Annotated in this window: 24 protein-coding genes; 13 read left to right on the forward strand and 11 right to left on the reverse strand. The window is 70.0% G+C overall.

Features of this window, described 5'->3' with window-relative positions; all coding sequences use genetic code 11:
• Positions 1 to 343 precede the first annotated feature (343 nt).
• The 4 genes from BM286_RS01345 to BM286_RS01360 all read left to right on the forward strand — a co-directional run bounded on the left by BM286_RS01345 (position 344) and on the right by BM286_RS01360 (position 4,091).
• Positions 344 to 1,393 (forward strand): AAA family ATPase, encoded by a 1,050-nt coding sequence (locus BM286_RS01345; RefSeq protein ID WP_092919679.1) that lies wholly within the window; start codon positions 344 to 346, stop codon positions 1,391 to 1,393.
• Positions 1,390 to 2,031, forward strand: coding sequence for a protein sorting system archaetidylserine decarboxylase (locus tag BM286_RS01350; RefSeq protein ID WP_092919681.1), 642 nt, complete (start codon positions 1,390 to 1,392; stop codon positions 2,029 to 2,031). Before BM286_RS01345 ends, BM286_RS01350 begins: the two co-directional genes overlap by 4 nt.
• Positions 2,032 to 2,136: 105 nt before the next feature.
• Positions 2,137 to 2,787 (forward strand): HVO_2922 family protein, encoded by a 651-nt coding sequence (locus tag BM286_RS01355; RefSeq protein ID WP_092919683.1) that lies wholly within the window; start codon positions 2,137 to 2,139, stop codon positions 2,785 to 2,787.
• 74 nt (positions 2,788 to 2,861) lie between these two features.
• Positions 2,862 to 4,091, forward strand: coding sequence for a DNA primase (locus BM286_RS01360; RefSeq protein ID WP_092919685.1), 1,230 nt, complete (start codon positions 2,862 to 2,864; stop codon positions 4,089 to 4,091).
• Between the two features lie 54 nt (positions 4,092 to 4,145).
• Here BM286_RS01360 and BM286_RS01365 read toward each other — a convergent pair whose 3' ends face one another.
• The 5 genes from BM286_RS01365 to BM286_RS01385 form a co-directional block, all read right to left on the reverse strand.
• Complete coding sequence (locus BM286_RS01365; protein WP_092919687.1) at positions 4,146 to 4,361, reverse strand: DUF7472 family protein; 216 nt, start codon at positions 4,359 to 4,361, stop codon at positions 4,146 to 4,148.
• A gap of 60 nt (positions 4,362 to 4,421) precedes the next feature.
• Positions 4,422 to 4,613 (reverse strand): hypothetical protein, encoded by a 192-nt coding sequence (locus BM286_RS01370; RefSeq protein ID WP_092919689.1) that lies wholly within the window; start codon positions 4,611 to 4,613, stop codon positions 4,422 to 4,424.
• Positions 4,614 to 4,740: 127 nt separating this feature from the next.
• Positions 4,741 to 5,091 carry a 50S ribosomal protein P1 gene (rpl12p, locus tag BM286_RS01375; RefSeq protein WP_092919691.1) on the reverse strand — a complete coding sequence of 117 codons (351 nt, stop codon included), beginning with the start codon at positions 5,089 to 5,091 and terminating at the stop codon, positions 4,741 to 4,743.
• Between the two features lie 16 nt (positions 5,092 to 5,107).
• Positions 5,108 to 6,154: a 50S ribosomal protein L10 gene (locus tag BM286_RS01380; protein WP_092919693.1), complete on the reverse strand. Its 1,047-nt coding sequence runs from the start codon at positions 6,152 to 6,154 to the stop codon at positions 5,108 to 5,110.
• Positions 6,151 to 6,789 (reverse strand): 50S ribosomal protein L1, encoded by a 639-nt coding sequence (locus BM286_RS01385; RefSeq protein WP_092919695.1) that lies wholly within the window; start codon positions 6,787 to 6,789, stop codon positions 6,151 to 6,153. The genes BM286_RS01380 and BM286_RS01385 overlap by 4 nt, the downstream gene beginning before the upstream one ends.
• A gap of 283 nt (positions 6,790 to 7,072) precedes the next feature.
• On the opposite strand from BM286_RS01385, the gene BM286_RS01390 reads away from it, so the two are divergent.
• Together BM286_RS01390 and BM286_RS01395 are read left to right on the forward strand one after the other, a co-directional pair.
• Entirely contained in the window at positions 7,073 to 8,617 is a 1,545-nt protein-coding gene (locus BM286_RS01390) for an acyl-CoA carboxylase subunit beta (protein WP_092919697.1), read from the forward strand.
• Entirely contained in the window at positions 8,617 to 8,958 is a 342-nt protein-coding gene (locus tag BM286_RS01395) for a hypothetical protein (protein ID WP_241988364.1), read from the forward strand. The genes BM286_RS01390 and BM286_RS01395 overlap by 1 nt, the downstream gene beginning before the upstream one ends.
• 227 nt (positions 8,959 to 9,185) lie before the next feature.
• On the opposite strand, the gene BM286_RS01400 is transcribed toward BM286_RS01395, so the two are convergent.
• Positions 9,186 to 9,455: a hypothetical protein gene (locus BM286_RS01400; RefSeq protein ID WP_092919699.1), complete on the reverse strand. Its 270-nt coding sequence runs from the start codon at positions 9,453 to 9,455 to the stop codon at positions 9,186 to 9,188.
• Between the two features lie 86 nt (positions 9,456 to 9,541).
• Between BM286_RS01400 and BM286_RS01405 the strand changes: the two genes are divergently transcribed.
• Positions 9,542 to 11,452, forward strand: coding sequence for an ATP-binding protein (locus BM286_RS01405; protein WP_092919701.1), 1,911 nt, complete (start codon positions 9,542 to 9,544; stop codon positions 11,450 to 11,452).
• 187 nt (positions 11,453 to 11,639) lie between these two features.
• On the opposite strand, the gene BM286_RS15085 is transcribed toward BM286_RS01405, so the two are convergent.
• The 3 genes from BM286_RS15085 to BM286_RS01420 all read right to left on the reverse strand — a co-directional run bounded on the left by BM286_RS15085 (position 11,640) and on the right by BM286_RS01420 (position 13,754).
• Complete coding sequence (locus BM286_RS15085) at positions 11,640 to 12,125, reverse strand: hypothetical protein (RefSeq protein ID WP_137717994.1); 486 nt, start codon at positions 12,123 to 12,125, stop codon at positions 11,640 to 11,642.
• Between the two features lie 550 nt (positions 12,126 to 12,675).
• Positions 12,676 to 13,518, reverse strand: coding sequence for a BKACE family enzyme (locus tag BM286_RS01415; RefSeq protein ID WP_092919706.1), 843 nt, complete (start codon positions 13,516 to 13,518; stop codon positions 12,676 to 12,678).
• On the reverse strand, positions 13,515 to 13,754 hold the full coding sequence (locus BM286_RS01420) for a hypothetical protein (protein WP_092919708.1): 240 nt from the start codon (positions 13,752 to 13,754) through the stop codon (positions 13,515 to 13,517). Before BM286_RS01420 ends, BM286_RS01415 begins: the two co-directional genes overlap by 4 nt.
• A 129-nt stretch (positions 13,755 to 13,883) precedes the next feature.
• On the opposite strand from BM286_RS01420, the gene BM286_RS01425 reads away from it, so the two are divergent.
• The 3 genes from BM286_RS01425 (at position 13,884) to BM286_RS01435 (ending at position 15,474) form a co-directional block, all read left to right on the forward strand.
• On the forward strand, positions 13,884 to 14,231 hold the full coding sequence (locus tag BM286_RS01425) for a hypothetical protein (RefSeq protein WP_092919710.1): 348 nt from the start codon (positions 13,884 to 13,886) through the stop codon (positions 14,229 to 14,231).
• Between the two features lie 142 nt (positions 14,232 to 14,373).
• A complete protein-coding gene (locus BM286_RS01430; protein ID WP_092919712.1) occupies positions 14,374 to 14,850 on the forward strand; it encodes a TRAM domain-containing protein in 477 nt (158 codons plus the stop codon).
• A 141-nt stretch (positions 14,851 to 14,991) separates the two neighbouring features.
• Positions 14,992 to 15,474 (forward strand): Tfx family DNA-binding protein, encoded by a 483-nt coding sequence (locus BM286_RS01435; RefSeq protein ID WP_092919714.1) that lies wholly within the window; start codon positions 14,992 to 14,994, stop codon positions 15,472 to 15,474.
• A gap of 25 nt (positions 15,475 to 15,499) precedes the next feature.
• On the opposite strand, the gene BM286_RS01440 is transcribed toward BM286_RS01435, so the two are convergent.
• Positions 15,500 to 16,555 carry a succinylglutamate desuccinylase/aspartoacylase family protein gene (locus BM286_RS01440; RefSeq protein ID WP_092919716.1) on the reverse strand — a complete coding sequence of 352 codons (1,056 nt, stop codon included), beginning with the start codon at positions 16,553 to 16,555 and terminating at the stop codon, positions 15,500 to 15,502.
• 140 nt (positions 16,556 to 16,695) lie between these two features.
• Between BM286_RS01440 and BM286_RS01445 the strand changes: the two genes are divergently transcribed.
• Positions 16,696 to 17,523, forward strand: coding sequence for an MBL fold metallo-hydrolase (locus BM286_RS01445; RefSeq protein ID WP_092919718.1), 828 nt, complete (start codon positions 16,696 to 16,698; stop codon positions 17,521 to 17,523).
• A gap of 77 nt (positions 17,524 to 17,600) precedes the next feature.
• Complete coding sequence (locus BM286_RS01450; RefSeq protein WP_092919720.1) at positions 17,601 to 18,689, forward strand: molybdopterin-dependent oxidoreductase; 1,089 nt, start codon at positions 17,601 to 17,603, stop codon at positions 18,687 to 18,689.
• A 34-nt stretch (positions 18,690 to 18,723) separates the two neighbouring features.
• On the opposite strand, the gene BM286_RS01455 is transcribed toward BM286_RS01450, so the two are convergent.
• A complete protein-coding gene (locus BM286_RS01455; protein WP_092919722.1) occupies positions 18,724 to 21,216 on the reverse strand; it encodes a DEAD/DEAH box helicase in 2,493 nt (830 codons plus the stop codon).
• A 337-nt stretch (positions 21,217 to 21,553) separates the two neighbouring features.
• Here BM286_RS01455 and BM286_RS01460 point away from each other — a divergent pair, with 337 nt between their 5' ends.
• Complete coding sequence (locus BM286_RS01460; protein WP_092919724.1) at positions 21,554 to 22,021, forward strand: DUF5807 family protein; 468 nt, start codon at positions 21,554 to 21,556, stop codon at positions 22,019 to 22,021.
• Positions 22,022 to 22,027: the final 6 nt, after the last annotated feature.

Below are 22,027 nucleotides of genomic sequence, written 5' to 3' on the forward strand. Positions count from 1 at the left end.
GAGTCTGTTCTCCGAATCGGCTCCGTTGTCACGTGACATGTACTCACCGGTTTGGCTGGCCAGTACTTAACGATTGATGTTCATTTACTCAAAATACTATTAAAAACTCAAGAAGCGTTTCCCCGGCCTAGACGGACTCTCCGCTCGTATGAATCCGTTAAAATCCGTTTCGGTCGGTGCTCGGCGGCTCCTTTCTAAACGATTGGCACGGGGACGATCGTAACGAAATAACCGACCGGCGGTTCCGGTTCGGGTGCGCTCCCGGCTCCGCGACCGGGACGAACGGCACCGTTTCGGCGCGCGACCGACCGATTCTTGAGCGCGCGGCCCCGATCCGACGGTAATGCAGGGACCGCTGTGGATAGACACGCACGCGCCCGATCTCGACGAGATCCGGCAAGACGAGGCCCGCGATCGCCTGCGCCGGGCCGTCGACGAGCCGATGAACCTCATCGTTCAGGGGCCGCCGGGGGTCGGGAAGACGGCGGCGGCGCGAGCGCTCGCGGACGCGTCGCACGCCGACCCGGACGCCGACCTGATCGAGATCAACGTCGCCGACTTCTTCGGGCGGACAAAAAAGGAGATCCGGACCGACCCCCGCTTCGAGGGCTTCCTCGAAGGGCGAAGCGGCATGGCGAAACGCGACATGATAAACCGCGTGCTGAAGGAGTCGGCGTCGTACGCCCCGATGTCCGGCGAGTACAAGACGGTCCTGTTGGACAACGCGGAGGCGATCCGCGAGGACTTCCAGCAGGCGCTGCGCCGCGTGATGGAGAAGCACCACCGCACCACCCAGTTCGTTATCGCGACCCGCCAGCCGTCGAAGCTCATCGCTCCGATCCGCTCGCGCTGTTTCCCGGTCCGCGTCCGCTCGCCGACGACCGACGAGACGATCGACGTCTTAGAGACGATCTGCGACCGGGAGGGCGTCGACTACGACGGCGACGGGCTGGAGTTCGTCGCCAGCGCGGCCGGCGGCGACCTCCGCGAGGCGATCCTCTCCGCGCAGGCGACCGCGGTCGAGGGCGACAAAATAACCATGTCGACCGCCTACGAGGCGCTCGGCGAGGTCGGTGACGACGACGCGCTCCGCGAGGCGCTCGCCGACGCCCGCAGCGGCGACCTGAAGGACGCGCGCTCCACGCTCGACGACCTCCTCGACGAGGGGTACGACGGCCAGGAGCTGCTCCGAGAGGCGCTCCGCGTCGCCCGCGCCGGCTCCGACTACGGCGGCGACGACGTGGCCCGGCTCCACGCGCTCGCGGGCGAGGCCGACCTCGACCTGTCGGACGGGCTCGACGAAACGACCCACCTCGTCCACCTGCTCGCGGCGTGGGCGGCGGGACGGACCCGGCTCTCGCCCGCCCTGCGCGACGCGGAGGTAGCGCCGTGAGCCGGACCCCGCCGCTCTCGCGGCTCCTCCCGTTCCCGGTGGTCGACGCCGCGTGGGACCTGGCGCTCGTCCCGGCGCTCGCGGGCGCGGTGGCGCTGCCCGTCCTCCCGCCCGTCGGCGTCGCGCTCGTCGCGCTCGCGTTCGGGATCCTCTGGTTCCACCGCGACCCGGAACGCGATCCCCCGACGGGCGGGGAGACGGTCCTCTCCCCGGCCGACGGCACCGTCTCCGTGGTACGCGGGGAAGGTTCTCGGCTCCGCGTCGGCGTGTTCATGAACGTCACCGACGTCCACGTCAACCGCGCGCCGCTCGCGGGCGAAGTCCGCGAGGTCCGCCACCGCCCCGGCGCGAACCGCCCGGCGTTCGATAAGGAGTCCGACCGCAACGAGCAGGTCGCGATCGACTGCGGCGAGTACGAACTGCTCGTCATCGCGGGCTGGTTCGCCCGCCGGATCCACCCCTCGGTCGAGGCGGGCGACCGCGTCGAGCGCGGCGACCGAGTCGGTCACGTCTCGTTCGGCTCCCGCGCCGACGTGGTGTTGCCCGCGGACGTGACCCGCGACGACCTGCTGGTCGCCGAGGGCGACAGCGTCCGCGCGGGCGAGACGATCATCGCGGAGCGGCCGCGGGACGACTGACAGTCGTCGCGGGACGGCAACGCGATGACTCATGACCGCACCGCCGCGCGGGTCGATTCGGTTCGGGCACACGCTTTTGTTTCGCGATTGTGATGCTTCTGGCGCATGCCAGAAGAGACCATCCACGAGTCGAACCGGTCGCGGACCCGGCAGGGACTGGCCACGTACCTCCGGCGGATCGCCCGAGCCCTGAGGCGCGGCGAGCCGGTGCCGGTCGACGAGGCCGGCTCGGTGACGGTCGACGCGGCCCCGACCGGCGACGTCGAGATCGAACTCGAGCGCGAGGACGGAACGGTTCACTTCGAGATCGAGATGGAGTGGCCCGACGAGGCGGCCGCCGTCGACGAGGACGCGGCCGCGAGCAAGGCCACCTTCGAGCTGTACGCCGACAGCGCCGACCAGTTCCGGTGGCGGCTCCGGCACGACAACGGCAACATCATCGCCGACGGCGGCGAGGGGTACGCCGACAAGCGCGACGCGAAGTCGGGGATCGCGAGCGTCCAGCGGAACGCGCCCGGCGCGCACGTCGTCGACGTCTCGCGCGACGAGGAGGCGCCCGACGAGGGGGGTAGCGACGCGACCTTCGAGCTGTTCCGCGACAACGCCGACCGGTACCGCTGGCGGCTCCGCCACGACAACGGCAACGTCATCGCCGACGGGGGACAGGGGTACGCGTCCAAGCAGAAGGCGAAACAGGGGCTCGAGAGAGTCAAGTCGAACGCCCCCGGCGCGGCCGTCGAGGAGTCGGTCGAGTAGTTCCCCTCTCGCGGCGACCCGGGCGATCGCGGACCGCACCGCTTATTCGCCGGCCCTCACTACCTCGGGGCGATATGGACGCGCTCGACGCCAAGTACCCGTTCTTCGCGAGCGCCCGCGAGGCCGTCGCGGCGGCCGCGGTGTCGCTGCCCGAGCTCGTCGCGGCCGACGCGCCGGCGGTCGAGCGCGCCCGCGAGCGCGTCGAGCGCGCCCTGCTCGAGGGAACCGTCGCTTCCGAGAGCGGCGCGTTTCCGGGCGAGTCGGCGTACGACACGCAGGCGGAGCTGCTCTCGTACCCCATCGCGCGGATCCTCGTCTCGCTGCTCGACTCCGACCCCGCCATCGAGAAGTACGCCGCCGCGGAGGCGGCGACCGCGATGGAGCGGGTCCGCCGCGATCTCGAGACCGACGACGAGCTGCGGTCGGTGTCGTCCGCGACGGTCGCGCTGGACGACCTGCTCGCCGAGTTCGAGCTCGCGGACGCCGTGCGCCCCGACCTGACGTCTCCGGCCGGAGCCGGCCGCGGCGCCGCGGGAAGCGGGGGCAGAGCCGCGGGAGGCGGCGCCGGAGCCGCGGGTAACACCGGCCGCGATCCGGCCCACTACCGGATCGACGTCGGTCCCTACCTCCGCCTCACCTCGCCCGAGTGGGGGGACTCGTGGCGGCTCGTCAACCGCGCGCTGGCCGACGGCGCGGTTCGCGTCTCGCGCGAGGAACTGCTCGCGGCGCTGGAAGCGGCGGTGGCGGAGCGAGTCGCCGAGGGGCTCCCCTTCGAACTGGCGGCCGACGAGGGGATCGGCGAGGCCCTGGAGTCGCGCGTCGCGGACCTCCGCCGGCTGCTCTCCGAGCGGACGTACACGGAGCCGCCGGACGTCGTCGCGCCGGCGCTGTTCCCGCCGTGTATGACCAATCTGATCGAGAAGGCCGAGCGCGACGTCGAGCTCTCCGCGGCCGAGTCGTTCGCGCTGATGGCGTTCCTCGTCGGTATCGGCATGACGCCCGACGAGGTCGTCGCGTTCTGTACCGACACGAGCCTCGACGCCGAGGGGATCCGGTACCAGACCGAGTACCTGACCGACGAGCGGGGCACCCAGTACCCGCCGCCGACCTGCGAGACGCTCGCGAACTACGGGATCTGCCACAACGAGGACGACCACATGCAGGTCGCGGCCGACCCCCTTTCGTACTACGAGAAACGGGTGGCCGCGGCCGACGAGGTGACCGACTGGCGGGCCGGGCGGGAGACGGAGGCGACCGATGAGGCGGAGGCGACCGATGAGGCGGACGAGACGAGCGAGGCGTGACCTCGACGCGTCGGACGCGAACGACGGCGAGAGAAGGGAAACCGCTCGGAGGGCTTACGACTCGTCTTTCGCGCGCATCAGGTACGTGCCGACGCCGGCCATCAGCAGGACGAACCCGGCCAGTAGCGCGACGAGCGCGATCGCTCCCGACGCCGGGAGCACGGTCGATCCGCCGAAGGTGACCCCGATCGCGACCAGCCCGACGATGAACACCGCGGCCGCCGCCAGCGAGACCGTGATCTGCCGACGGAACTCCGCGTCGATTTCCATGTCTGCGGCTTTCCGTCGCCGCTAAAAAAGGACTTCGATGGGCGGTCCGCCCGTCGCCGCTCAGTTCGCCAGGTGCGTGATGTCCCGCCGCAGGCTGTACCCCTGCGGAACGCCGACGATCCCCAGGCAGTCGTCGCACAGCACCCGCTCGTAGTCGCGGTTGGTCTCCTTCTCCAGCAGCGAGACGTCCGCGAGCGGATACACCGACTCGCACCGATCGCACTCCGCCTTGTCGCCGTCGACGATCTTCATCGGCTCTCCGTTTCCGAGATCCGTATATAAAATCGCGGACGGCGTTATCACTCCGGATAGCGGAGTCGATAAAAATCGACGGTCGGGAGTCGGTCGACGCGGTCGGGGTCTCGGGGGTCGTCCGGCGTTAGCCGAAGAGCTCGCCGAGGCCCTCGCCGCCGTCGCCCTCGTCTTCCTCGTCGCCGTCGTCCGCCTCGTCGGCGGCGTCGGCCTCGTCGGCCTCGTCGTCGTCGTCCGACTCGTCTGCGGACGCGTCGGCGTCGGCGGAGCCGCCCGACGCGGCGCCGGCGGCGGCGGGGGCCGCGGCGGCCGTCTCGACGGCCTCCTCGATGTCGACGTCCTCCAGCGCGGCGACGAGCGCCTTGACGCGGGACTCCTCGACGTCGACGCCGGCGGCTTCCAGCACGCCGGTGACGTTGTCTTCGTTGATCTCTTCGCCAGTCTCGTTCAGGATGAGCGCAGCGTAAACGTATTCCATTGGTGTGTACCTCGTGTTATCCGAACATCGCGCCGAGTCCTTCGCCGCCGTCGTCGCCGTCGTCATCGTCGTCGGCGTCGCCGTCGGCCGCCTCGGCGTCTTCCGTTGCTTCGTCCGCCTGTTCCTCCTCGTCGTCGGCGTCGTCGGCCGCCGGCTCCGTCGCCGGCGCGGCCTCGACGCCCTGGAGCTCCTCGGGGAGCGCCTCCTCGTCGTCGATCTGCGACGCGAGCGCGCGCAGCTGGGCGTCGGCCTTGCCGATCAGGTCGGGCACGACGTCCGGGCTCTCGATCTCCGCGAACAGGCCGACGGACTTCGCCTGGCCGGACGCCTTCGCGAGGAGGGCGCCGGCGGTGGCGGCCGTCGGGTACGCGGCGTTGACGGAGAGGTTGCGCGCGGCGGCCGCGGCGGACCGGATGTCCCCGCGGTACTCGTCGACGTCGATTTCGAGCTCGTCGGGCTCGAACAGGACGCCCTCGGAGTAGACGGCCCGCAGGTCTAAGCCGACCTCCTTGGGCTCGATCCCGAGCTCGACGAGGACGTTCGCGAGGTCGTCGTCGACGACCTCGCCCTCCTCCAGCACGGTCGAGTCCTCGGTGACCTTGATCGAGCCGTCCTGAATGCGGGCGGCCGCGCCCACGGTCTGGAGCTCGCCGACGAACGGTCCCGGGTCGACGCCGGTGTCGCCCTCGGGGATCACGATGTCGTTGGGGGCCACCTCGCCCGCGTTGATCGGGGCGGGGGTCTTCGAGGCTTCGAGCTGCTTGAAGAGGCCGAACGGGTTGTCGTTGGTGCCGACGAGCGCCACCTGGCCGCTGACGTACTCCGTCAGCTGCTCGACGCCGTCGTCGACCTCCTCGAGCGCCCGGTTCGTGAGCGTGTTGCGGCTCATGCGGACGGCCGCCGAGCCGTGGAGCTCCCGGCGCATGGCCTGGAGCTGTCGGCTCGGGATGCCGGCCACGCCGACGATCCCGACGGACTGGTAGGAGTCGATGAACTCGACGAGTTCGGCGACCTCCTCGCGTTTCCACTCGGGGATCGTCTCGGTCTTGCGGACCGAGCTCATACGGGCACCTCCTTCGCGGGACCCATCGTGGTCTTCACGTAGATCCCGTCGATGTTGAGCGGGCCCTTCTCGAGATCTGCTTCGAGTCGCCGGATGATGACGTCGATGTTGTCCGAGATCGCGTCGGCGCCCATGTCCTCGGCGCCGACGCGGGTGTGGAACGTGCGCCGGTCGCGCGACCGGAGCTGCACCGTGTTCTTCATCCGGTTGACGGTCTCGACGACGTCGTCGTCCGGCTGTAGTGGGGTAGGCATCTTCCCGCGCGGACCGAGGACGGTACCGAGGTACCGACCGATGTCCTGCATCAGGTTGGCCTCCGCGACGAAGAAGTCGGTGTCGTCGGCCAGGTCCTTTGCGCGGTCGTCGTCGTCTCCTAACTCTTCGAGGTCGTCGCTGTCGAGTACTTCGTCAGCGACCTCCTCTGCGCGGACGGCGGTCTCGCCCTCCGCGAAGACGACGATCTGTGTCTCCTGCCCCGTTCCAGCCGGCAGCACGACGGACTCGTCGATACGGTTCGACGGATCGTTGAGGTCGAGGTCTCGCAGGTTGATCGCGATGTCCACGGTCTCGCGGAAGTTCCGCTCGGGCGCATCGTCGAGTGCGAGGGTTACGGCCTCTTGTATTGTGTCTGCCATTTTCACCTCCGTAGTACGCAGGTCGCTCCTACGGGTCAGTGAAACAGGCGAAGCCTGTCTCAACGGAGAGTGGTTCATCGGAGGGTTAAAACCGTCGAAGCGCCGGGCAGCGTGTGAAACGCCGACAGGGCCGCTCCGCGGCCGCCCTCGATTCCCTCGTTTCGCCGTCGCCTCCGCGGCTCGGATTCGACGGACGTCGAACGACGAAACGTCGGATAGGGGAACCCTTTTGACGGCGCTTGCCGACCCACGAGGTAATGACGCAGGGTGGTCCGCCGTGACGATGGACGACCGTATCGAGGACCTCCGGGAACGCCGCGAGCGGGCGGCGAAGGGCGGGGGCGAAGACCGGATCCAGTCGCAACACGACAAGGGGAAGATGACCGCCCGCGAGCGGATCGACTACTTCCTCGACGACGGCACCTTCCACGAGTTCGACCGGTTCCGGACCCACCGCAACCACACGTTCGGGATGGAGGAGAAGCAGATTCCGGGCGACGGCGTGGTGACGGGCTACGGGGAGGTGAACGGCCGGAAGACGTTCGTGTTCGCGCACGACTTCACCGTCTTCGGCGGGTCGCTCGGCGAGGTGTTCGCCGAGAAGGTGTGTAAGGTGATGGACAAGGCGATGGACGTGGGCGCGCCCGTCGTCGGCCTCAACGACTCCGCGGGCGCCCGGATCCAGGAGGGCGTCGCCTCGCTCGGCGGCTTCGCGGAGATCTTCCGGCGCAACACGGAGGCCTCCGGCGTGATCCCCCAGATCTCCGCGATCATGGGGCCGTGCGCCGGCGGCGCGGTGTACTCGCCCGCCATCACGGACTTCACCTTCATGGTGAAAGACACCTCGCACATGTTCATCACCGGGCCGGACGTCATCGAGACGGTCACCGGCGAGGAGGTGAGCTTCGAGGAGCTGGGCGGCGCGGTCACCCACTCGTCGACCTCCGGCGTCGCGCACTTCGCGGAGGAGAGCGAGGAGGACGCGCTCGACGACATCGCGCGGCTGCTCTCGTACCTCCCGGCGAACAACGTGGAGGACCCGCCGCGCGTCGAGCCGTGGGACGACCCCGAGCGCGCGGACGACGAGCTGGCCGAGATCGTCCCCGACGCGCCCCGGAAGCCGTACGACATGAAGGACGTGATCGGCAGCGTCACCGACGAGGGGTCCTTCTTCGAGGTGCACGAGAACTTCGCGAAGAACATCGTCGTCGGCTTCGCCCGCCTCGACGGCCACTCCATCGGCGTCGTCGCGAACAACCCCCGCGTGAACGCCGGCACGCTCGACATCGAGGCGAGCCAGAAGGGCGCGCGGTTCGTCCGCTTCTGCGACGCGTTCAACGTCCCCATCCTCACCTTCGAGGACGTGCCCGGCTTCATGCCCGGCACGGACCAGGAACACAACGGGATCATCCGCCACGGCGCGAAGCTGCTGTACGCCTTCTCGGAGGCGACGGTACCTCTCCTGACCGTCATCACCCGGAAGGCGTACGGCGGGGCCTACTGCGTGATGTCCTCGAAACACATCGGCGGCGACGTCAACTACGCGTGGCCCACCTCGGAGATCGCGGTGATGGGGCCGAAGGGCGCGGTCAACGTGCTCTACCGCGAGGAGCTGTCCGAGGCCGACGACCCCGACGCGCGCCGGCAGGAGCTCATCGACGAGTACCGCGAGGAGTTCGCGAACCCCTACACCGCCGCCGACCGCGGCTTCGTCGACGACGTCATCGAGCCGACCGAGACGCGCGCGCGCCTCGTCAAGGACCTGAAGATGCTGAAGGGGAAGAGCACGGACCAGCCTGCGAAGAAACACGGCAACATCCCGATCTGATGGCGGTCGACGACGAGCCGATCGGTGAGGGACCGACCGACTCGGCGGCGGCCGACGACGCGACGACCGCCGAGCCGGCGCCCCCGATCGCCCGCCTGTCCATCCCCGACGACGCCGGCGACGACGAGGCGGCCGCCATCGCCGCCGCGGTCGCGGCGCACCTCCGAGACGGCGAGCTCGCCGCCGCCGCTGCCGCCGCGAGCGACGCGGACGACGGCCGCGACGAGGACCGCTGGGGACTCGCCGCCCGGATCGATCGGCTCCACCGCCGCCGGGCGCGCGTCCCAGCCGACGCGCCGACCGACCCCTGGACCGCGGCCGGCCGGAGCGACCGGTTCTGAGCGGTCGGTCACGTCGCCTTTGCGGCCCCGGTCGGGAGGGCCGTCGCTGGTCGGGTAGCGGACGCGTCGAACGGAGTTCCCGGACGGGGGAGCGCCCGGCCGCGTACATTCCCCCGACGGCGCGGCGTCGAACCGTCGCGCCGTCGACCCGACCCTGATTCGGGGCGCGGTAGCAGGTACGTCTGCTGACATATATATCTGTGGTAACGGCTCTCGCGATCGGTCGCTCAGCGCGTCTCCTCGTCGCCGGCTCCTCCGGTATCGGCGGTCGCGTCGCCCGCGGTCGCGTCGCCCGACGTCGCTTCGTCGTCGAGGCTCGTCGGTACGCCTCGCCCGTCGAAGAGTCGATCGAGGGCGATCGGGACGACGGTCACGAAGGCGAGGAGCGCGGCGACCCGGATCGGCAGCGATGCGTCGGTGACGGCCGTGAGTCCGAGGTAGACGGCGGCGCCGACCAGGACCGACGGCAGCATGTACGGGTTTCCCGCGTCGAGCATACCTCACTGTGGCGCCCGGGACCCTCTTAACCGTCCCGGCCCGGACCGACAGAGTTTGGTAGCAGTTCGTGGAAGAACCGACAGGAATGTTCGATAAGGTTCTCGTGGCGAACCGCGGCGAGATCGCGGTCCGGGTGATGCGCGCCTGTGAGGAGCTCGGCGTCGACACCGTCGCCGTCTACAGCGACGCCGACAAGCACGGCGGCCACGTCCGGTACGCGGACGAGGCGTACAACGTCGGTCCCGCCCGCGCGGCCGACTCGTACCTCGACGGCGAGGCGGTCGTCGAGGCGGCGCGGTCGGCCGGCGCCGACGCGATCCACCCCGGGTACGGCTTCCTCGCGGAGAACGCCGACTTCGCGGCCCGCGTCGAGGCCGCCGACGGGATCACGTGGGTCGGGCCCGCCAGCGACGCGATGGAGCGGCTCGGCGAGAAGACGCACGCGCGCCGCGTGATGGACGACGCCGACGTGCCGATCGTTCCCGGGACGACGGAGCCGGTCACCGACGTCGAGGCCGTCACGGAGTTCGGCGACGAGCACGGCTACCCGGTCGCGATCAAGGCCGAGGGGGGCGGCGGCGGTCGCGGGATGAAGGTCGTCGAGAGCGCCGACGAGGCCGAAGAAGCGCTCGAATCCGCCAAGCGCGAGGGCGAGGCGTACTTCTCGAACGACTCGGTGTACCTCGAGCGCTACCTCCAGACCCCCCGCCACGTCGAGGTCCAGATCGTCGCGGACGACCCGGCGGCCGCGGGGTCCGACGGCGGGAGCGGCGACGGGGACGCCTCGGTGTCCGAGAGCGACGTGGTCCACCTCGGGGAGCGCGACTGCTCGCTCCAGCGCCGCCACCAGAAGGTGATCGAGGAGGGGCCCTCCCCCGCGCTCTCCGACGAACTGCGCGAACAGATCGGCGAGGCGGCCCGCCGAGGGGTCGCCGCCGCGGACTACACCAACGCCGGGACGGTCGAGTTCCTCGTCGAGGAGGACCCCGACCGCGACCCGTCGGAGCCGCTCGGCCCGGACACGCCGTTCTACTTCCTCGAAGTCAACACGCGGATCCAGGTCGAACACACCGTCACCGAGGAGCTGACGGGGATCGACATCGTGAAGGAACAGCTCCGGGTCGCGAGCGGCGAGGGGCTCTCCGTCTCGCAGGACGACGTCGAGCTGGAGGGCCACGCGATCGAGTTCCGGATCAACGCCGAGGACGCCGCGGACGAGTTCCAGCCCGCGAACGAGGGGTCGCTGGAGACGTACGACCCGCCGGGCGGGATCGGCGTCCGCGTCGACGACGCGCTCCGGCAGGGCGACGAGCTCGTCACCGACTACGACTCGATGATCGCGAAGCTGATAGTCTGGGCCCCGGACCGCGAGGAGTGTCTCGCGCGGTCGAAGCGCGCGCTCGCGGAGTACGACCTGGAGGGCGTCGTCACCATCGTCCCGTTCCACCGCCTGATGCTCGACGATCGGCGCTTCGTCGACGGGACGCACACGACGAAGTACCTCGACGAGGAGCTCGACCGCGAGCTGGTCGCCGAGGCGCAGGAGAAGTGGGGGACGGAGTCCGTCTCCGCGGGCGACGGGGACGACGAGGAAGTCACCGAGCGCGAGTTCACGGTCGAGGTGAACGGGAAGCGCTTCGACGTCGAGCTAGAGGAGCGCGGCGCGCCCGCGATCCCGGTGCCGGAGGGCGGCGGGGGCGGCGGAAGCGGCGGACAGCAGCGCCCCCCGCAGGCGAAGCCGGACGACGGCGGGGACGACGGCGGCGTCGACGTCGCGGAGGGCGGCGAGGCCATCGACGCGGAGATGCAGGGGACGATCCTCTCGGTCGACGTCGCCGAGGGCGACGAGGTCGCCGCCGGCGACGTGGTCTGCGTCCTCGAGGCGATGAAGATGGAGAACGACGTGGTCGCCGAGCGCGGCGGCACCGTCGCGAGCGTCCACGTCGACGAGGGCGACAGCGTCGACATGGGCGACGTGCTGATCGTGCTGGAGTGAGGTCGGGATTCTCAGGACGCGGCTATTTGTAATAGTGGACGGCGTTGCGGTGAGCCGTTCTGAGGCTAAGCTGTTCACTTGGCTTCGCTGAAATCCGCAGTGAGTGACATACGCAGCTCTCTGCCGGTCAGTACAGAGCGTGCGTATATCCCTAATCCCCGTTGCGATGTCAGAATCCCCTAACTACTTAGCTGCTGTTCATCTGTGGATCTCCACGCCCACTGTATTGCTCGTAGTCAATATACGGTCGGACAAGTTCGTCTTCTTTGTACACGGCCACCTCAAGCAGTCGGGGGCCTTCCACGGAGTCGTCGGGGTTCGGAAAGTAGTGATAATGCTGTGTTACGTCTCGGTAGCCACCGAGCGATGCTCGAATGAGGTAGCGTTGCTCATCGACCACGGGTGGGTCCGGGAACTGGTAGATACCCCCGGTATCGCTCGCCTCCAGTTCGAAAAATCGGTCGAACACGACGGCCTCATCTCTCGTTTCCTCGTCAGTCCGGAGGAGTTCGATTTCAAGTCCCTGTGGCTCTGCGGTGGCATTGCTAGGTAGAATTTCGAGTTGGGAGGGTGAAGAAGACGAAAACGGGAGTTGATTACATCCCGACAGAGCCCCAAGTATGACTGAACCACTTCCAGCGAGAGCTCTTCGTCTGGAACACGGGCTGGTCATGACTCTTGACAAGAACGAACTAATGATATACCTAGTGAAATAAACTACGGCGATGAATTTGTAAGCGAATTCTACCGGCTGTTTCAGTCGAAAACACATCTGAAAATGGAATTTCAACGGAAGCCATTGTTTATAAATAGCCGCTGGCGGATCGACGGTGAGTACCGCCAAAGCTCCAGCCGCTCGCTTATAAATAGCCGTTACCAGGCCGACGGCGAGGACCGCCAAAGCCCCAGTCGCGAAGCGGCCGCACACTCGCTGCGCTCCTCGCTCGCGCTGCTCGCTGCGGTGCTTGCGTCGTCTGCGGCCGCTTCGCGACTGCCCCTTTGAGTCCCACCCCTACAGCACCGCACCTCACGCCTCCCCAGCCTCGTCAGTCGCCGTCGCTTCGCTCCGGCGACTGACTCCCTCGCGCGGTGCCGTTCGCGGCCGCCGATGGCGACCGCTCACGGGCACGCGCCACCGCGTCGTTCATTTATAGTCAATCGTCGCCGTCTCTCGGGTGTTTTAAATACCGTCTCGCTATCGAGGCTCGCGTCGCGCACTCAGGTTACCGACCGCGTAGCCCCAGTAGCTCCCGCGTCTGCTCGGGCGTCGCCACGGGCCGACCCAGTTCCTCGGCGAGCCGCGCCGCCCGCGCCACGAGCTGCTCGTTCGTCGCCAGTTCGCCCCGCTCGTAGTACCGGTTGTCCTCTAAGCCCACCCGGACGTGGCCCCCGAGCAGCAGCGACTGCGTCGTCAGCGGGAGCTGGTGCGGGCCGAACCCGATCACGTTGAACTCGACGCCCTCGGGCAGGGCCTCGACCCGATTCATCAGGTTCCGCGGGTGCGGCGGGGTGGTGGTCCCGCCGCCGAACAGGAAGTTGAGGTACGGCGGGTCGTCGAGCTCGTCGAGAATCGCCAGCGACTCGTTGAGGTGGCCGTCGTTGAACACCTCCAGCTCGGGCTTGATGCCCCGCTCTTTCATCTCCGCGTGGAGGGAGGAGACGAGTTCGCGCGTGTTCTCGGAGGTGAGCCGGTCGTAGCGGTTGAGCGGCCCCATGTCGAGCGACGCCATCTCGGGCGCGGGGTCGGTCCGGAGCGGCTCGTGTCGGAGGGCGTCCGGCGCCGCCGTCCCCCCGGTGGAGTGCTGGAGGACGGCGTCGTCGGTCGCCTCGCGGACCGCGTCCGTCACCTCCTGAAACCGCTCGGCCGAGAAGGCGCGCTCCCCGTTGTCGCGGCGTGCGTGGAGGTGGAGGACGCTCGCGCCCGCGTCCTCGCAGGCCGCCGCGGCCGCCGCGATCTCCGCGGGCGTCTCCGGGAGGTCCGGATGCGCCTCCTTCCCGTGGACGCCGCCGGTAAGCGCCGCGGTGATGACGACGGGCTTCCCGTCGAGGTAGTCGTCGTAGCTCATCGGTCGGCGTCGGGCGCGTCGGGCGCGTTCGACTCGGCGTCCGGCGCCGCCTCCGAGTCCGGTTCGACGTAGAACTCGCAGTCCGTCGCGGGGTCGAGCTCGTACCGGGCGTTACAGACGTCGGCGCGCATGGACTGGACGAACGACTCCGTCACGGTACAGAACGCGCGGGCCGTGTCGAACGACTTCCCGTCTCCCTCCTCGCGATACGACAGGTGCTGGCACGTCTCGTCCATGGCGGACGGAGGCGGGCGAGCGGCTTGAAACCACGCGTCGGAAGTTTCGCCCCCGTCCGGCGCGGCCCGCGCCGGCGCGCCCCCGATCCGACCGACGCTGTTTAACCGAACGCCCGAGAACGGGCGGGCATGGAGCCGGTCGACGACTGGCGGTCGGCGATCGAGGAGGCCGGGGAGCTGACCGGCCCGATCGCGGCGGCCATCGTCGAGGCCCACGGCGACCGCGGGCAGCGCGCCATCGAGGCCGTCGGCGAGGGGCGGGTGAAACGCTACCGCGATTTCACCGTCGTCGTGGGGCACGAGGACGAGTACGTGGTCGAGGAGGGGGAGTGTACCTGCGCGGACGCGACGTACAACCTCGACGCGGATGACCCCGACGACCGCTGCTGGCACGCCATCGCGGTCGACGTCGCGGACGCGCTCGACGCCGTGGACCACCACGACATGTGGTACTCGGAGGTCCGCGAGTTCCTCTGACCCGTCTCGGCGGCCCTCCGCTCCCCGGGTCGCAAATTCGGCTATCGAGCAGCCGCCGCTCGGCCGCGTGACGCGCCCGTTTTCGCGAAGCTCGGTCTGAGAGTCGAAAACGTTTACAACGGCGGCCGGTCTCCCCTACGGTATGGCGGACTGTCCACTCGCAGACGACTGCCCCAGCTTCGACGAACGGATCGAGGGGATGGGGTGTCAACACTACGGCAACAAGGGCGGCGCGGAGTGGTGTAACCACTACGACATGCCGATCTACGAGCTGAAACAGCAGCCGGTCCAGCCCGGCGAGGCGGTCGTCGTCGAGGTCGACGACATCCACGAGAGCGGTGCCGGCGTCGGCCGCACCGACGACGGGTTCATCGTCCTCGTCGACGGCCTCCTCCCCCCGGCGCGCGCCGAGGTCAAGATCCACCGCGTGAAGTCCAGTCACGCGACGGCCCAAGAGGTGGTCGAGCGCCTCCCCGACGACCCGGAAGCGGAGGAGGGGGACGACGAGGCCGTGGAGGGCGACGAGGCGGGAGACGAGGACGGAGACGACGACCGCAGCCGCCGCGACCGCCCGGACCGCGAACGGCTCGGCAGCCGCGAGAACTTCTGGGGCAAGTGACGGCGTCTCGGGGGAGCCCCGCCCCACGGACAGTCCGGACGCCGTCGATCCGCCGACCGCTCTCGGAGGCCGATCGATCCGCCGCGCGACCTCGCGCGACGAAACCGCCGTTTTTTGAGCGACCGGCCCGTCGGTGAACGCATGGCAGACGACGGGCGACCCGACCCCGCCGACGTCGACGCCGACTCCATCCTCGAACGGGCCGGGTTCGACGCCGACGAGGGCGTTCTCACCCGCCGGCAGGCCGAGGTGTTAGCGCTCCGCGAGCGCGGGCTCCGGCAGTCGGACATCGCGGACCGGCTCGGCACCTCGCGCGCGAACGTCTCCAGCGTCGAGGCGAGCGCCCGCGACAACGTCGAGCGCGCCCGCGAGACGGTCGCGTTCGCGGAGGCGCTGTCGGCGCCGGTCCGCGTCGAGATCGAGGCGGGAACCGACCTCTACGACGCGCCCAAGCGCGTGTACGACGCCTGCGACGAGGCGGGCGTGAAGGTGAACCAGACCGCGCCCGAGCTGATGAAGTCGATCGGCGACCGCGCGGGCGACGCGGTCCGCGGGCGCGAGGTCCATCGCCGGCTGTTCGTCACGGTCGCGGCCGACGGGCAGATCCGGGTCCGCCGGCCGTAGCATCGGTCCCTCGACCCCTCCGCCGTCAGTCCCCGTCGATCCGCTCCGCGACCCCGACGAGCGTCGCGCCCGCGGCCACGGTCGCCTCCCGGGCGACCGAGTACGCGATCCCGTCGCGGTCGGCGCGCGCGACCTGGAGCGTCTCGAACGTCGTCGGGTCGAACACCTCGCCGACGCGCTCGCCCTCGCGCACCCGGTCGCCGACGGCGAGGTCGGGCTCCGGGACGAACAGCCCGGAGTCGTCGGCGATGGCGCGCCCGAGGTGGTTGCGCGCGACGACGCCGTCCCACGGGTCGGACTCGCCGTCGAGCAGCCCCTCGTGGCGGAGGGCGCCGACCATCCCCGCCACGCCGGTCTCGACCGCCGCCGCCACGATTTCGCGGCTGTGGGCGAGCTCGGGCGTGATCGTCGGGATCCCCTCGCGCGTGGCCGCGACGCGGAGCTTCCCCGCGAACCCGCGCTCGTCCCATTCGGTGTCGGCGTCGTCACCCGCGGCCTCCGCGAGCAGGAGGTCGGTGCCGAACGCCTCCGCGAGCCCGCGGCAGGCCTCGTCGCCGCGCATGTACACCGCGTGCGTCGCCATCGACGGCGACCCCGTGTGGAGGTCGACGATCGCGTCCGCCGCGCCCGCGAACCGCCAGAGCCGGGCCGCCATCCGCTCGTGGAGCGACCCCTCCGCGTCGCCGGGCCAGCAGCGGTTCATGTTCGGCTGCCGCGAGTCGAGCGACTCCGGCGTCGTGTACGAGACGCGATCGAAGGTGAGCGGGTCCGCGACGGGAACCGTCACGAGCGTCCCGTCGAGGTCGGCGGCGGTCGGCCCGTCGCTCGCTCCGCCGGCGTCGGCGCTTCCGGACGCGTTCCCGACGAGGCGGTCGTGAAGCCGCCGCAGGACCGCGACACCGTTCACCTCTCGCCCGTGCTGGGCGGCCTGCGCGTACACGACGGGACCGTCGCCGGGCGCGTCGAGTTCGGGGCCGTCGTCGCCGTCGACGAGTTCGCCCTCGCCGTACGCGTGGACCGTCGTCCGGATCGGCACGCCCGAGGGGAGCCGAGCGAGGGTGAGGGTGCGACTGGTGTGCATGGTCCGGATCCGAGCGGCTCGGAGTTATACGTCGGGGTTGTGGTCGCGGCGCGGTCGCGTCGGTCTCCGACTTCCGCCCGCCGATCCCGACGGGTCCGACCGCGGACGCTAAGGCCGTGGCCCGCGGAGCGGGATCCGTCATGCGGGTCACCCTCCTCGGGACGGGCGACACGACGGGGACGCCGACCGTCGGCTGCGACTGCGACACCTGCGAGGCGGCCCGCGAGCGCGGGGTGTCGCGGTCGCGCTTCTCCGTCCACGTCGCCAACGAGCGCACCGGCGAGTCGCTGCTCGTCGACTTCAGTCCCGACTTCCGACAGCAGTTCCTCGCGGCCGACGTCCCGCTCCCCGACGCCGGGCTGGTGACGCACATCCACTTCGACCACCTCGACGGGCTGGGGAACGTCTACCGGCTCGTCGACGGGCTCCCGGTTCACGCGCCGAACGAGACCGACCCCGCCACCGACCGGAGCGTCGCCGGGACGATCCGCGACAAGTACGACTACCTCGAAGACCGGATCGGCGTCCACGCCCGCGACCCGTTCGAGCCGTTCGAGACCTGCGGGTTCGAGGTGCGGTTCGTCCCGGTCGACCACCCGCCGCTCCTCTGTTACGGCGTCGTGATCGAGGACCCGGAGACGGGCGCGACGCTCTCGCTCACCGGCGACACCAGCTACGACGTCCCCGAGCGCTCCCGCGAGGCGCTCGCCGGCGCGGACCTGCTGCTCGCCGACGCCATCGTCCCCGCCTCGCTGTGCGAGCACCACCCGATCGGCGGCCGCCACGCGGGCCCGGACGGCGTCCCGCGCACCTTCGGCACGAAGCACATGACCCGGGAGGGGGCGCTCGCGCTCGCCGACGAGCTCGACGCCGACCGCACGCGGCTCGTCCACCTCGCGCACTACTACCCCGCCGACGAGGCGTTCGAGGAGCCGCTGGCGGTCGACGGCGAGACCTACGAGCTGTGACTCGGGTCGTCGCGCGCCGAACGCCGCGGTCGACCGGCCGCACCGTTTTGTCTCGCCAGCCCGTAGTCCGTTCCGAGATGGCCGTGACGGACCGCTTCCGGACCGCACTCGACCGCCTGGAGCCGCCGCCGCGCGCGGTCGACTGGTCGCTGTTCGCGTTCGTCGTCGCCGAGGCGGTCACGGGGCTGGTCTCGTTCACCGTCGGCGTCCCCGAGGGGTGGCCCCTCTTCTGGCTCCACCGCGCGCTCGGGCTCGGGATCGTCGCGCTGCTCGGGTGGAAGCTCGCGCGAGTCCGCCGCCGGCTCACCGATCCCGACCTGTGGCAGCGGTCGACGGCGCTGTCCGTCCTCACGCTCGTCGCGGCGCTCGGCGCCATCGGCACCGGCGTCGCGTGGGTGTTCGGCCTCGACGTGCGGCTCTCCTACTGGACCCTCCTCTCGGTTCACGTCGGGTTCGGCCTCGCCTTGGTCCCGCTCGTCGCCGCGCACGCGGCGACCCGGTTCCGGCTCCCCCGCCGCGTCGACTTCGAGCGCCGGCGGACCGCGGTGCGTTACTTCGCGCTCCTCGCCGCCGGCGGCGCGACCTACCGCCTCCAGCAAGGGGTCAACGACGCGCTCGACACCGCCGGCGCCGACCGCCGATTCACCGGCTCCCAGCCCCGCGAGGGCGAGGGGAACGGCGCGTTCCCGATCACCTCGTGGGTCGCGGACGACCCCGATCCGATCGACCGCGACGACTACCGGCTCACGGTCGAGGGGCTCGTGAGCGATCCCGTCGAACTGACGGCGGACGAGCTGGGGGCGGGCCACGAGACCGAGGCCCTGCTCGACTGTACGAGCGGCTGGTACACGGTCCAAGAATGGGGCGGGATCCGGGTCGGCGACCTGCTCGACGGGGCCGGCGACCTCGACGACGACGCGGCCTACGTCCGGTTCACCTCCGTGACGGGCTACCGCTGGAGTCTCCCGATCGGGGAGGCAGAGAACGCGCTGCTCGCGACGCACGTCGGCGGCGAGCGGCTGAGCCACGGTCACGGCGCGCCGGCCCGACTCGTCGCGCCCGACAAGCGGGGGTTCCAGTGGGTGAAGTGGGTAACGCGCGTGGAGGTCCGGTCGGAGTACGACCTCGGACAGTGGGTGGTGACGCTGGTGAGCGGGTTCGACTGATCGGCGGTCGCGTTCACGACCCCGCTGCGCCCGGCTATTCGTACTCGCTCCCGACGACCTCGCGGATGCGCTCCGCGGTCACCGGGCCGACGCCCTCGACCTCCAGCAGGTCGTCCTCGGGCGCGGTCATCACGGCCTCGACGGTGCCGAAGTGCTCCAACAGCGATCGGGCGGTGACCGGGCCGATGTCCGCGATGGAGGAGACGACGTACTCCTGCTGTTCGGCGCGCGTCTTCGTCGTCTTCTCGCCGTGGACGCTCACCTCGCGGTCGCGCGTCTCCTGCTCGCGTTTGGCGATCGTCGCCAGCAGCTCGGTGGTGTCGTCCTCGCCTTCGGTGCGGAGCACGCTCACGTCGAAGTCGACCGCGAGCGACGCGAGCGCGCCGCGGATCGCGTTGGGGTCGATGTCGCGCTGGCCGTAGAGGTTCGTCCCCTCGACGACCATCACGGGGCGGGCGTACGCCCGCGAGAGCTCGCCCACCTGCTCGAACATCGAGCGGTCGGCGTCGAGCATCGAGTCGACGAAGTCGGCCGCCGACTTGCGCTCGACGGCGACGCGGTCGGAGAGCACGTAGTCGCCGACCGCCAGCGTCTCCAGCCGGGTGACGAGCCCGTCGCGGGTCGAGAGGTCCTTCGCGATGGAGGAGTCGAGCTCGCGCTGGTCGACGACGACCTCGACGCCCTCGTCGACGCCCGCGGTCGCGACGAGAGCGTCGTCGTCGGAATCGGCCGCGGTTTCCTCGCTCTCGGCGGTGTCGTCGCCGGCGGCGTCGCTTTCGTCGCTTTCCCCGTCGTCGCGCTCGCGTACCTCCTCGGCGAAGTCGGTGAGGCCGGCGTCGTCGTCGCTCGTGTCGGCACCCTCGGTCGCGGCGGCGCCGTCTGCCGCGCCGTCCTCGTCGCTCGTCGCGTCGGCGTCGTCGTCGGACTCCCCGGATCCCCCGCCGAACGCGTCGAGGCCGGCCTGTCCGTCGTCGCCGACGGACTCCTCGATGTCGTCGGTGGCCTCCTTCAGCTCCGCGAGCTGGCTGGCCATCTCCTTCTCGCGGCGCCGCGAGATCCAGAAGAACGCCTCGTCGCGGGTGTCCTCGGCCATCAGGACGACGACCTTCCCCTCCGCCTGCCGGCCGGTCCGGCCCTTGCGCTGGATCGAGCGGATCGCGGTCGGGACCGGCTCGTAGAAGCAGACGAGGTCCACCTCGGGCACGTCGAGCCCCTCCTCCGCGACGCTCGTGGAGACGAGCACCTCGAACTCGCCGGCCTTGAACTCGTCGAGCGTCTCCTGCTGCTGTGTCTGGCTCATCCCGTCCGAGCCCTCCTTGTCGCCCTGCCCGACGAACTTCCGCACGTCGAAGCTGGCGGAGAGGAACTCCACGAGCGCCTCCGCGGTGTCGCGCGACTCCGTGAACAGGATCGCGCGCTCGCCGCCGTCGATGCCGAGGGTCTCGGCCAGCAGGATCCGGGCCTTCGAGAACTTCGGGTGGAGCCCGTCGAACGACTCCGCCTTCCGCATCGCCTCGCGCACCTTCGGGTCCGCGACCATGCGCTGGCTCGCCTTCGACGCGCCCGACGAGCGGGCGGCCTCGCGCTGGCGCTCGAAGTAGCGCCGGACGGACTCGACGGACTGCGTCTCGACCAGCTCGGTCGCGCGCCGGAGCTTCATCACCTCGGCGTGGGTACTCATCCCCTTGTACCCCTCCGACTGGTCGTTGTCCATCATCTGCTTCAGCTGCCCGCGCATCTTGTTGAGGTCCTTCTGCGAGAGGTCCGGGTTCGTCGTGTTCGTCACGCCCAGCGACTTGAGCTTCTCCAGCCGGTCCGTGATCACCTCGTTGAGCGCGTCGCGGATCTCGAGGACCTCGTCAGGGAGCGTGACTCGCTCCCATCGGACGTCGGTGTCGTGGGTGTACTCGTCGACGTCGGCGTCCGCTTCGGTCATCACCTCGACGTTCGAGAGCCCGAGGTTCTCACAGACCGTCTCGATCTCATCGGTGTCGCCGCCGGGCGAGGCCGACATCCCCGTCACGAGCGGGTCGGCCGCGTCGGCGTGGTACCGCTCCGCGATGTAGACGTACGCGTAGTCGCCGGTCGCGCGGTGGCACTCGTCGAAGGTCAGGTGGGTCACGTCGCGCAGCGAGATCCGGTTGCCGACGAGGTCGTTCTCGACGACCTGCGGGGTCGCGATCACGATCCGGGCGTCGTCCCACAGCGCGGCGCGGTCGTCGGGCTTCACGTCGCCGGTGAACACGACGATCTCGTCGTCCGGAATCCGCAGCGCCTCGCGGTAGAAGTCCGCGTGCTGCTGGACGAGGGGTTTGGTGGGGGCCAAAAAGAGGGCCTTCCCGCCGACCTCGCTGAGCCGTTCGGCGGTGACGAGCAGGCTGACCGTCGTCTTGCCGAGGCCGGTCGGGAGACAGACCAGCGTGTGCTCGTCGGCGGCGGCGTCCGCCAGCTGGAGCTGGTAGCGCCGCCGCTGGAGGAAGTCGTCGACGAGCAGATCCCTGTCGATCCCGGCGGCCTCGGTCGCCATCGGCGGTGCTTCGCCGCCGTCGGCCTAAAGCCTTCGCGAAGCGCGGTGAAAGTTATCGGTCGGCGGAGCGCTCCTCGCGGAGCTCGTCGGGCACGTCCTCGTCGACCAGCTCCGCCCACTCGGCGAGCCGGTCGTCGGATCGGGTTTGCGCACTCATCACGCGACGGATCTCCGTGATACGTCTTAACAGTTACCCCGATTCTACATGATCTAGCATCGATCCGAGCGGATCCCACCGCTCGATCGCCCACGACGCGCGCCGTTCCGGGCCGGAGGGCCCGCGCTCTCCTTCGGGCCGACTCGCACGCCTTTTACCGCTCACGCGCCTCCGGCCGCCATGAGCAACCTCGACGAGTTCCTCGCGGGCGAGCGGCTCGACGACGTGGTCTTCTACGTGAGCGACGCGTACCTCGACGACGACTCCCGACTGCGCGAGGTCGGGGCCGAGACCGACGGCGGCGTCCGGCTGATCCTCGACGGCGAGACCGGACGGTCCGCGTTCCAGGCCGGCACCGGCATGGGCGCGATGGAGTTCGCGAAGACGGCGATGGACGCCGAGGGGGAGATCGCGCGCACCCTCGACGACGGGGCGTGCCCGTTCGCGGGCGAGGCCGACGACGCGAACGACGCGGGCGAAGGTCCCGACGGCGACCACGCGATCCGGTTCGTCTTCGCGTTCGCGGAGGCGCAAAACGAGGAGGTCGGCGGCCTCTACGCCGAGGGCGACGTGGTCCACGCGTACGCCCACTGTACGTGCGGCGAGAGCTACTCGCACAAGTGGGTCGTCGGCGACCGCGACGACTGAGAAATC

Source organism: Halorubrum sodomense (genome assembly GCF_900111935.1).
Taxonomy (GTDB): Archaea; Halobacteriota; Halobacteria; order Halobacteriales; family Haloferacaceae; genus Halorubrum; species Halorubrum sodomense.